The following is a 10920-nucleotide window of genomic DNA, read 5'->3' as shown; positions in this document are numbered from 1 at the left end:
TTTGCGTTTGTGCATGGCTTGCCACGGGCATGCACACAGCAGCCAAGGCAGCAAAAGCAGAAAAAGCAGAAAAAGTGCTACCTATGCAGACATTTTTCACCAGTAGCAGGCTTCTTGCCATACCGCTAGTCAAGGTCTGTATCAGCAGATGGCAGCGCAATAGAAGAGGCCAGCTGTGGAGCCATCGGTATCTGTTGTGGTGCATGGCGTGCTTTCGTCGAAAAATTAAAATGTGTTAATTTGATAACACCAGACAGCCACTGTCTATCCCTGAGATCAGGGATTTTTACTTTGCAGTCAAGCTGTGTATCGACCAGCCATTGCGTTGGGCGTTGGATCGTGCCAAGGGTGGAGGGCTGGAGGTGGCGAGAGAGACCTCGGCTGCCCGTGAGGTGGCTTGCCGCCTTAGAGCCTGTTCAAAGTCTTGACACAGACCGCGTTGGAGCCCAAAACAGTGTGCCTTTTGGACTCCAGCCCGAAGGGCAAGGTACAAAAAAACGCATTGCGGCCTTGCCTGTTTTGCTCATATAGACGTATGCGCTGCGACAGGCGCCTTGCACTGCCTATTTTTTGTGCCTTGCGTGACTGCAAAAAGACCGTAAATACGTCCTCAGGCCTTGGTAATCACATACACCTTGGTCACTTGTTCATCGACCTCCCAGTGGCCAGTCCAGCCATCTGGGATAATAAAATGTTGACCCACGCTAAAAGCGTGCACCGTGCCGTCTGGGTCGACTAAACGGCAGCTGCCTTGCACGATGTAGCAAAATTCCACATATCCAACCACGTTGGAGCGAAACGAGCCAGCCGTTGCCTGCCAAGTGCCTGAGCTGACTTTGCCGTCCAGGCCCTCAAACACCTGCATGGTCTGGTACTGGGTCTCGCCCTGAATGGGGCGGCTGGGCTTGCCCAAGACAGGATTGACCAGCTCAGTCGCTGGCCAATGGATGATGGAGACGGGTGGGGTAGTGTTATTGGGCATGCTTTGGAATGTCAATGATCGAACAGGCGCCATTATCTAAGCCTCAACAGGCTAGTGAGCGCATAACCCCAGGCACGCCGTCTGCTGCGGAGATTACACTGCAGCAGCTGCCGTGGCCCGGCGCCCATGCTGCGCTGCACGGTCATAGCGCCCCAGTCCCAAACCTTCGGTACTGATACCAGGTGTTTTGCCACTGACCACATCGGCCAACACCCGCGCCGAGCCGCAAGCCATGGTCCAGCCCAAAGTACCGTGGCCGGTATTCAAGTACAGATTGCGCAGGCGGGTTGCGCCAATGACGGGCGTGCCATCCGGCGTCATCGGGCGCAAGCCAGTCCAGAAACTGGCCTGGGCCAGATCACCGCCGGGAAACAAATCCTGCACCACCATCTCCAAAGTGGCACGGCGGCGTGGGTCCAGGCGCAAGTCATAACCGCCCAGCTCCGCCATGCCACCCACGCGAAGGCGTTTGTCAAAGCGGGTCAGTGCGATTTTGTAGGTTTCATCCAGCACCGTCGATTGCGGGGCCAGACTCTCGTCGAGCAATGGCAAAGTCAGCGAATAGCCTTTGACTGGGTAGACTGGCAGGCGCAAATCCAGCGGTGCCAGCATCTGGCGAGAGTAACTGCCCAGGGCCAGCACATAGCGGTCAGCGGTGACTACCTGACCGTCGACGATCACGCCTGTCACCTCATCACCGGCGTGGGCGATGGCTTCAATGCTTTGACCAAAACGGAACTCCACACCCAGTGCCTGGCATTGCTGGGCCAGTAGCTCGGTGAACATCTGGCAGTCGCCGGTTTCGTCGTTGGGCAGGTGCAGGCCACCAGTCAAGCGGCCACTGGCATGGGCCAAGCCAGGCTCGACACGCACCAATTCTTCGGGTGTCAGCAAGGCATGTGGCACGCCGCATTCGCGCAGAACCGCAATATCGCGCTGCACCGCATCGAGCTGGGCCTGGTTGCGAAAGACTTGCAGTGTGCCTTTGCTGCGCTGTTCGTAGGCAATACCGGTCTCGGCACGCAATTCACGCAAACAGTCGCGGCTGTATTCGGCCACGCGGGTCATGCGCTCTTTGTTGATGGCATAGCGGGCGCTATTGCATTGGCTCAGCATCTGGGCGAGCCATTGCAGCTGAAACAGGCTGCCATCCAGGCGCAACGCCAAAGGCGCGTGCTTCTGGAACATCCAGCGCAGCGCCTTCAGCGGAATACCAGGCGCGGCCCAAGGGGTGGAGTAGCCAGGCGAGACCTGGCCTGCGTTGGCAAAACTGGTCTCTTGCGCAGCACTGGGTTGGCGATCCACCACCACCACTTGCGCGCCTGCGCGGGCCAAATAGTAAGCCGAGCTGGTGCCAATCACGCCAGCGCCCAGTACCAAGACTTTCATTGCTTATCCCCTGGAATAAAAATAATTCCATCACTTTATGATTTTTAATAAAGTGATATTCACTTTTAAAATGGCTGCTGGCAGTGAAAAAAATGATTTATACAAGCCGCACAGGCCCTAGGAAGTGAAATGCACCCACTGGACAAGACTGACCGCAAAATTTTGAGCATCCTGCAAAAAGATGGCCGCATCGCGATGACCGAGCTGGCCGAGCGTGTCGGCCTGTCGGCTTCACCTTGTACCGAGCGGGTGCGCCGGCTGGAGCGCGACAAGATCATCACCGGCTACCACGCGCATGTGTCGGCCGAGGCGCTTGGCAAAACGCTGTTGGTGTTTGTGGAGATCAAACTTTCGTCCAAGTCCGACGACATCTTCTCCAAAGCCCGCCAATCGCTGCTGCTGGTGCGCGATGTGGTCGAGTGCCATCTGGTCTCGGGCAGTTTCGACTACCTGGTCAAAGCACGCCTTGGCGGCATGCGCGAATACCGTCGGCTGCTGGGCGACATTCTCAAACAGCTGCCGGTGCCGGCCGAGTCGCACAGCTATGTGGTGATGGAGGAGATCAAGGAGTCGCTGGAGTTGGTGCTGGACAGGTGATAACAAGCGCTGTGTCGGCAATTGGAGAACTGCAGTGCATGGTTGAAGCTGGCAGGCATCGCTGCTTCTGACAGGTGATTGGTTGCACAAACCGCTCAGCAGTTGGGTTAAGCTCAAGCCTGCATGCACAGGCTCTTAGCCACAGACAGTCTCGTTGGCTATCGCATGCGGAAATTTGCGCTAGCGAATAGCCGTATTGCGCCACATTGGTTTTCTTCATTGCCTGAAGCGGTCCTACACACTATGAAACTGATTGCCCAAGCCATTTTGTCCCGGCAGCAAGGCGCTCATCAAGAGCGCCTCAGTACCTTGCAAGTGATCGTGCTGGATGCTGCGGCGCACGAATCCTTTCTCCAGCACGTCGTCACCTTGCAGATAGCCCATTTGATCGACGGTGTGGCCGAGCAAGTAGATGACAGCACATTGACGCCTATGCCGGTGGCTTTGCCGCAAGCGCAGCAGCGGGCGATGGTCTATTTGCACAAACGGTTGGCCGCGGGCGACACGTTGGTGTCGCAGCACGGCTTTGACGCGGCGGTGCAGGCGGCTGGTGTGCTTGCTGCACCGCAGGGTGCGCAGAGCGCCGAGGCATTGAACTTGTTGCCAGAATCGACGCTGCAAACCAAGGCGATTGCGGCCTTGTGCGCCAAGCTCGATAGCCAAGTATGGCGGCGTTTGCCTAGCGAGCAGCAAGGGCGTTTGATCTGGCGTTTGTCCGAGTTGGCCGATCCTGCAAGGGCGGGGGCAGGGCAGCAGCAGTTGTATGCGCAGGTGCCACGCTTGGTGACGCTGCTTGGCAGTGGCGATGATTTGCTGGATTACTGCCTGGCGGCCTTGATCGGCAAACTCGGTGATACAGGTGCGGCTGTGGCCATGCAGGCCTTGTCTGAGCGTGGCCGCAGCGCCGCTACGCGGGATATGGCTAGGCAAGCCTGGTTGGCGCTGCAGCCAAGTCCTGCCGATGAGTCTGTCGCTGCGGTTGCAATAGCCGATCCGCAAAGCCTGCTGCAAGCCGACGAACAAGCCCAGCAAGACCCGAAGTTGGCACTCACTGTGCGCGAATTGTTAGCCCATGCCGAGCTTGGTGAGCACAGCTGGCCAGCGATCAAGCGGATATACAAACGGGCGCAGTGGCGCCACGACCATGCATTGCTGGCGGTGTTGCACGCACGCTTTGATGGCGACAGTGATTGGCGTATGGATGGCGAGGTGCAACGCGCCACGCTGCTCTATATGCGGCTGCGTGGTTGGCGGCATCTGAGGCGCTTGGCAGCTGCGGAGCACAGCCAGGCTCCGGCGCTGGCAGTCGCTTTGCTGCAGCAATTGGATCGTGCATGCGCAGCCCCGCAGACCAAAGCAACCCATCGCGTGCCAGAAACCTACTGGTTGCTTGCACACAAACTCTTGCTGCCTCGCTGGCCAGGATTGGTTGCTTCGCCGCGCGCCTGGCGTTGGCGTTTGGAAGAGTCTTTGAATTTTGCCGAGCTGCCTGCGCAACGCGTCGAGGGTTTGGCAGCCATGTGGGATGCGCATCCGCAGCATCTGCTGGCCTTGGTCGCACAGGGCCAGTCGCGTGTGCTGCTGTGGTCGCTGACCCGTGCCTTGCGCGACCAAACCGATTATTTGCGCGCCCAAGCTGCCTCCGCCATCACGCCGCTGTTGCGCCATGCCTACGCGCCAGCGGCTGCATTGGGCCTGGAGCTGGCGCAGCGCCAGATGGCTTCAACACGTGATCCATCCAAGCTGCACCCATGGCTGCAGGCCTTGGCGCAATGCCCGGATGGGCCAGCCGCGGATTTTCTCAGCCAATGGCTGACGCAGAACCGCTCCAGCGCCGCTGCTGACGCCGAGTTGGTAGCCAGTTTGCTGGTATCGCCTGCAGCCGTGCTGCGCACCCAGGGCGTGGCGCTGCTGGTATTTGCCAATGGCGCAGCGGTGTCCATGGCCTTGCTTGCCGTATTGCCCACACTGGATGAGCCGCAGCAGACGGTAGACGCGATTCGCGACAACCTGGTTTCGCTGTGGACCCCACAAGGGCCGTTGGCGCGTGAGGCAGGCACGGTGCCAGCATTGCCGCTGCACCGCTTGCTCACGCACTCGCTTGCCCCTTTGGTCGAAATTGCCACCGCCTGGCTATTGGTGCACCCAGCCGGTTTGGCCAGTTTGCCGCCCAGCACGCTGCGCGCCTTGCTGGCATCGGACGAGCCTGTGCGCGTGGCCTGTGGCATCCGTTTGATGGACAGCTTGCCCGATCAGGTGCTGGCCGAGCAGGCCGAGGTGCTGGCCGATTTTGCCGTATCCATCCATCCCGAATTGCGCCAGGCTGTCGCACCGCTGATTGGCCGATTGGCCGCTAACGCGCCGAGCAATACGCGCATTGCCGACGTCTTGCACGACCATTTGTTCCGCGCTGAAGCGGCCAGTGGCGTGCATGCCGATGTACTGGCCTTGTTGACCGGGCCGCTGGCCGCTGTCGCACCTGCACGCGACCCATCAGGCGTTTGGCGTGCATTGCAGGCCCGCACCAATGGTGCGCAGCGCTACGGTGCCTGGGCACTGCAGGCTTTGGGCAATGGCGCGTATACGCTGCGCCAATGGGCGACCTTGGCCCGCCATGCTGATGCCCAGGTGCGCAGCCGCAGCCGCAATACGTTGGATGCATTGCTGGAGCCCATTGCTCAGCTGACGCCTGAACAGGCCGAACAACTGCTGCCATTGGCCGATGCCAAACTGGCCGATACCCAGCGTTACGCGCAAAGCCTGTTTGGCGAGCGCCTGCCAGATGCCGCGTTGACGCCCGAATTGCTGATTGCCTGGGTCGACCACCCACAAGCCTGGGTGCAGGCCTTGGGCCGCCAACGCCTGACACAGCACATGAGCGCACCCGAGGCCAGTTTGTGCCTGACGCGGCTGGCCCAACACCCATCGACCAGCGTGCAATTGTTTGTCACCCAGTGGCTGCTCAGCCTGCCCGATGAACCAGTGGCGCAGCGCGCTGCGCGTTTGCAGGAGCTGGCGCCTTATTTTTTGGCGGTGCTGAGCCAGGTGCACCGCGCCCGTGCCAGCAAAACGCGCGTGCTGCGTTTTTTACGCAGCCAGACCGAGTCAGAGGCCACAGCTGCCGTCGTTGCAGGCATTTTTGCGCGCCAAGTGGTCAGTGCCAGCTTGCTGGACCAGCCCGATTACGTTGCCGGTCTACGCGATATTGTGGCGCGCCACCCGCAACTGGCGCAGAGCTTTATGCAGCCCGTGCGCTATGAAGAGCGGTCTGCAGCGCGCGCCACTGCAGCCAATAGGCCGTCCAAGACGGCAAGCGTCTGAGAAAGAGGGGGGATCGATGCAATTCCAATACCAATACTACGGCGCAACTGAAGTCAGCGACACCGCTGCGGCGCAAAGTTTTTCGTTTGCGCCCGACTTGCTCAGGCCGCCAGTGCGTTTTGACGGCACACTCAAGCAAGATGGCATGGGCTTTTTGCAAGTGCGCGAGGCGCTCAGCGCCTTGCACAGCGTGGTCGTCAGTGATATGCGCACACGCGGGCGTGACACCAGTGCCTACCGCCAATGGCTGGAAGAGCATGAGCCACAACTGCTGGCGCGCTTTATGGCTGATACCGGTCAATTGCAGCAGCGCACAGAAGAAGTGTCCACCGAATTGCAAGCACTGCGTGCCAAGAAAGCGCAACTGCTGGGGCCGTTCTACAAAGCGCAGCGCCAGTATTTTGATTGGCTCTACCAGCACAACCGCGACCTGTGGTTTGTGCTGGACCCGGTGATTACCGTGCACCCTGACCGCTTGCTGTTTGAGGCTTTCAGCCAGGACGAGTCCAGCTACTGCGCTGTCAGTATCCAGCATGAAGCCTTCGATCATGCCGGCGAGCGGGTTTGCGGTACAACCAACATCGACTACTCGGCCAGCTTGTACGAAGAGTTTCAGAAAATCCGCAACTACAAAAGGACCCGGCTGCAACTCGATCCCGCAGGCTTTGATGTGACCGTTGGAGATGACCCAGGGCTGCGCGAGGAAAAAATAGAGGTGCCCGACAGCTGGCTGCGAGGTTTTTTGCAGGTCTCCAGTGCGATGGCATTGCCAGCCACTGTCGTTGAGCTGCACCCTATGGACTTGTTTAATGTCTGTGCGCAGCTGCGAAGCCAGCGCGAAAAACACGGCCCGCGTTCGCTGCGCTTTGAGTTCCCAGCCGGGGCAGCGCCGCAGCTGGTGTTTGAGCCTTGGGAGAAGCGTTTGCAAACCAAGCGCGCACGCGTGGTCGACAACGGCACGCGGGCACCTGCCTCGATTCGCATATGGGGCCGGCGCCGTTTGTTGACCTTGGAGCGTTTGATCGCGCAAGCCAATAGCGTGCGCGTGCATTTGCTGGGCAGTGGCATGCCCAGCTTTTGGGTGGTTCAAATGGGCCAGGTCACGGTCACGCTGGGCCTGTCGGGCTGGAGCGCCAATGACTGGTCCAGCAGCGCCCGCTTTCATTTGCTGGCACCGCAGGCCCGTGTCAGCGATGCAGAGGCCCAAGCTGTCGCTGCGGCCTTGCAGTCGTGCTGGCAGGCCAGTGCGGCGGACTTGGCAGCAAGCACCGGTTTAAGCCAGCCGCAAGTGCATGCAGCGATGTCCCGCTGGCTGCATGCCGGCCGTGCGATTTACGATTTGGCCAGTACGCGCTACGCCTGGCGCGAGCTGCTGCGTGAGCCCTTGACGGCGGCACAATGGCAAGCGCCAGTTTCCCAGGAAGAGGCTGCAGCACTGGAGCTGCTGCGCAAACAACAGGTGGCCGTGTCCCAGCTGGAGTTTGCCCAAGGCCAGATACGCATTGCCGGTCGCATTGCGCAGCCCGATGGCAAGCGCTGGTTTGAGCCACAACTGCAGCTCACGGCTGATGAGCAAGTCAGCAGCGCCAGCTGCAACTGCAATTGCTTTCAACAGCACCGCCTCAGCCGGGGGCCATGCGAGCATATTCTGGCGCTGCGCCTGACGGCGCAGCCGGAGTTGGACAAGGGCCAGCGCGCGTCTGCAGAACAACAAACCTTGGCAAAGGAAGCACCATGAAATTGCATGCCACCTGCTTATGCACTACACTTTGGCGCTTCGGAGCAACGCGCAGGCTCTTGCAATCCGGGCGGTGTTTCGCCGCCCATGCTCTCTGCCGTTCTATGCACCACGGGCGCCGTTTTCACTGTGCCACCCCAGTCATGGTGTCGCGCTTCCTCAGTGGCTTGCCACAAGCGAAGCTGCGACACCATGACGGGGTGGCGTCGAGCGAACAGCTCCCGTCCCGTGAGCCCGATGGGCTCTTCGACGAGAAGCGTGTTGCTCCGAATTTCTTTTTGCATGGCACCGGCACCAGCCCGGTACGCCAGCCGCTCCAGTTGCAGGCCCGTTGCCTGATGCTGCGCAGCCCATCATGCAGCCAAGCACAGGGGGCTTTCGCATGAGCACTCCACAACCGAGCCGCGCGCAAATCTACGAACGCATCAAAGCTTCGAGCAAACAAGAAGTCGTACTCGAAGAAATGCAGCGCATGGGCTTTTGGCCCAAGGACGCAGGCCAGCCGCAACCAGCTGCCGAGCTGATCCAGCGTGAAGGCGAACTGCAACGCGAATTGCAGACACTGCGCAACCAGTTTGCCGCACGCAAAGACCCCGAGCGGGCGCTGCGTGAAATGCGCAAACAGCGCATGCAAGCAGCACGCACGCAACGCGAGGCCACCAAACGCAAGCAGGCTCAGCAGCGCCACGACAAGGCGCTGGCATGGCATCGCGAGCGCGCCACGCACATTGGCTATCTGGGGCCCGGTATTTCAGCGGGCTTGCAGACGCCTGCGCAAGACGAGGCGGCAGTTAAGAGCACCTCTGAACGCCAGCGCAGAGGCCCGGATATGGCACGCTTGGCACGCCATGGCCTGCCTGAACTCACCAGCGGCGCGCAATTGGCAGAGGCCATGGGCGTGAGCGTGGCCGAGCTGCGATTTTTGAGTTTTCACCGCGAAGTGGCGCGCAGTCACCATTACCACTCGTTCACGTTGCCCAAGAAAACCGGCGGCGAGCGCCTGATCTCTGCGCCCATGCCGCGCTTAAAACGTGCGCAGTACTGGGTGCTGGACCAGGTGCTGGCGAAAATCCCTGCCCATGATGCCGCCCATGGTTTCTTGGCTGGCCGCTCTATCATCAGCAATGCCCAGCCGCATACCGGGCAGGACGTGGTCATCAACCTCGATGTCAAGGATTTTTTCCCCAGCATAGCGTTTGGCCGCATCAAGGGTGTATTTAGGCAACTCGGCTATGGCGAGAGCGTGGCCAGCGTGTTGGCCTTGCTGTGCAGCGAAAACCGCGCCCAGGCCTGGTTGGTCGATGGCGAGCGCCTGTTTGTTGGTGGCAAGGCACGCGAGCGTGTGCTGCCGCAAGGCGCGCCCACCAGCCCAATGCTCACCAATTTGCTGTGTCGGCGTTTGGATCGCCGCTTGCAGGGTCTGGCGGCGCAGCTGGGTTTTGCCTATACCCGTTATGCCGATGATTTGACGTTTTCGGCGTCTGGTGAGGCCGCGCAAGAGCGCGTTGGTGCGCTACTGCGCCGCGTGCGCTGGATTCTGCGGGACGAAGGTTTTACGCCGCACCCAGACAAAGAGCGCGTGATGCGCAAAGGCCGGCGCCAGGAGGTCACTGGCCTGGTCGTCAATGGCGCGGCGCCTAGCGTATCCAGACAAACGCGCAGACAGCTGCGGGCGGCGCTGCACCAGGCAACGCAGGCAGGTTCTGCCAGTGCGGCCGTTGCGCCGCACTGGCAAGGCCAAGCGGTACAGCCGTCGCAATTGCTGGGCTTGGCGCAATTTGTGCACCAGGTCGATGCCAAACAAGGCCAGGCCTTGTTGGCCAGCGCTCAACAACTGGCGGCTGTGCCTGGCGCACGCGTCAACCAGGACTTGGCCGATGCGGCAGCGCGAGACCGGCGTGCGGCCACCAGGCCGCTGCCATTCAGGCAAGCGGCCGCTGCAGCCCAGGCGCCGGTGCGGGCCAATGGCCAAGCCTGGTGGCAGCCCGAGGAAAAAGCCGCCCCGGTTCTGGAACATACCGACCAACAACGCAAAGAGCAACGCCAGCAACTGCGCCGCGAGGCCGCCGCAGCCCAAACGCCAGATGCCGCGTGGGGCCGTGCTGAACCACACAATCGCTCGGCTGAGCGCAATAGTTCACAAGAACCAGCAAGCCATGTGGCACCAAACCGCGCAAGCAGCAGAGCGAATAAAGGCAAGCCTGCGACGCCTCGCAGCTTGCCAAGGCTGGGCATGCACATCCTGCTGGGGATTGCGCAAGGCATGAGCCTGAACAAGCCCCTGATCACGGTCTTTGCGCTTGCATTGGCTATCACGCTCTACTACATGAAAAAGCAGCGCTGGGGAATTTTTATTGGCCTGGTGCTGGTGGTCTCATGGCTGGTCATTGGCTTTACCGCCTATTGAGTGTTATGCGCTTAGTGCAGCCTAACGGCTGAACCAGCCGCAGCTGTGGACTTGCCAGCGCGGCTCCAGAATAACAGCGCATGGCGTTGGGTTGCTCTACCAGGATTTTTGGGTGTGGTGTCCGTCCCCTCTAAGAGCCTGTTGACCATCTCTACGCAGTCGCGCAAGGCACCTAAAAGAGGCAGGGCAAGGCACCTGTTGCAGCGCATACATCGTTAGGCGCAACACGCGCAACACGCGCAAAGCGGGCAAAGCAGCAAAGCGCTGTTTGCCGCGCCTTGCCTGAATGCCGATCAGTAGGAGCGCACACGTTTAACGGCCGATTGTTTAACGGCTTGTTGGCCTTTTTCGTCTGACCACACCCGCGCCAAGCAGCAAGGCCGCTGCATTGAGCATGGCCAGCGCCATCGCTCCTAAAGAGGGCACTGGTGTAGGGGCCATTGGTGCCACGGCCACTGCGGGCAGAACCACCAGGTCGAATGCCTG

7 protein-coding genes are annotated in these 10920 nt (G+C 60.4%); 5 read left to right on the top strand and 2 right to left on the bottom strand.

Going from position 1 to position 10920, the window contains the following annotated elements; all coding sequences use genetic code 11:
* Positions 1-239 (top strand): hypothetical protein (locus E8K88_RS18200; protein WP_205880122.1); only part of this gene is annotated, 239 nt, incomplete at its 5' end.
* A gap of 371 nt (positions 240-610) precedes the next feature.
* On the opposite strand, the gene E8K88_RS17585 is transcribed toward E8K88_RS18200, so the two are convergent.
* Both E8K88_RS17585 and E8K88_RS17580 read right to left on the bottom strand, forming a co-directional pair.
* Positions 611-982 (bottom strand): cupin domain-containing protein, encoded by a 372-nt coding sequence (locus E8K88_RS17585; RefSeq protein ID WP_136407977.1) that lies wholly within the window; start codon positions 980-982, stop codon positions 611-613.
* A 93-nt stretch (positions 983-1075) separates the two neighbouring features.
* Positions 1076-2371 carry a D-amino acid dehydrogenase gene (locus tag E8K88_RS17580; protein WP_136407976.1) on the bottom strand — a complete coding sequence of 432 codons (1296 nt, stop codon included), beginning with the start codon at positions 2369-2371 and terminating at the stop codon, positions 1076-1078.
* Positions 2372-2500: 129 nt separating this feature from the next.
* On the opposite strand from E8K88_RS17580, the gene E8K88_RS17575 reads away from it, so the two are divergent.
* The 4 genes from E8K88_RS17575 to E8K88_RS17560 all read left to right on the top strand — a co-directional run bounded on the left by E8K88_RS17575 (position 2501) and on the right by E8K88_RS17560 (position 10434).
* Positions 2501-2968 carry a winged helix-turn-helix transcriptional regulator gene (locus E8K88_RS17575; RefSeq protein WP_136407975.1) on the top strand — a complete coding sequence of 156 codons (468 nt, stop codon included), beginning with the start codon at positions 2501-2503 and terminating at the stop codon, positions 2966-2968.
* A 243-nt stretch (positions 2969-3211) separates the two neighbouring features.
* Positions 3212-6289 carry a hypothetical protein gene (locus tag E8K88_RS17570; protein ID WP_240754588.1) on the top strand — a complete coding sequence of 1026 codons (3078 nt, stop codon included), beginning with the start codon at positions 3212-3214 and terminating at the stop codon, positions 6287-6289.
* A gap of 16 nt (positions 6290-6305) precedes the next feature.
* Positions 6306-8027 (top strand): SWIM zinc finger family protein, encoded by a 1722-nt coding sequence (locus tag E8K88_RS17565; RefSeq protein ID WP_136407974.1) that lies wholly within the window; start codon positions 6306-6308, stop codon positions 8025-8027.
* 382 nt (positions 8028-8409) lie between these two features.
* The gene (locus E8K88_RS17560) at positions 8410-10434 is read left to right on the top strand and encodes a reverse transcriptase family protein (protein WP_136407973.1); all 2025 of its coding nucleotides are present in this window, start codon (positions 8410-8412) and stop codon (positions 10432-10434) included.
* Positions 10435-10920 lie beyond the last annotated feature (486 nt).

Source organism: Lampropedia aestuarii (assembly GCF_004803635.1).
Classification (GTDB): domain Bacteria; phylum Pseudomonadota; class Gammaproteobacteria; order Burkholderiales; family Burkholderiaceae_C; genus Lampropedia; species Lampropedia aestuarii.
The sequence above is the reverse complement of the archived record's forward strand: the minus strand, read 5'-3'. Positions and strand labels throughout refer to the sequence as shown.

What these genes read in the sequence shown, in the direction of transcription:
- E8K88_RS17575 (WP_136407975.1), top strand. Translation starts at nt 2,501, where the DNA reads ATGCACCCACTGGACAAGACTGACCGCAAAATTTTGAGCATCCTGCAA.
- E8K88_RS17585 (WP_136407977.1), bottom strand. Translation starts at nt 982, where the DNA reads ATGCCCAATAACACTACCCCACCCGTCTCCATCATCCATTGGCCAGCG.
- E8K88_RS17570 (WP_240754588.1), top strand. Translation starts at nt 3,212, where the DNA reads ATGAAACTGATTGCCCAAGCCATTTTGTCCCGGCAGCAAGGCGCTCAT.
- E8K88_RS17560 (WP_136407973.1), top strand. Translation starts at nt 8,410, where the DNA reads ATGAGCACTCCACAACCGAGCCGCGCGCAAATCTACGAACGCATCAAA.
- E8K88_RS17580 (WP_136407976.1), bottom strand. Translation starts at nt 2,371, where the DNA reads ATGAAAGTCTTGGTACTGGGCGCTGGCGTGATTGGCACCAGCTCGGCT.
- E8K88_RS17565 (WP_136407974.1), top strand. Translation starts at nt 6,306, where the DNA reads ATGCAATTCCAATACCAATACTACGGCGCAACTGAAGTCAGCGACACC.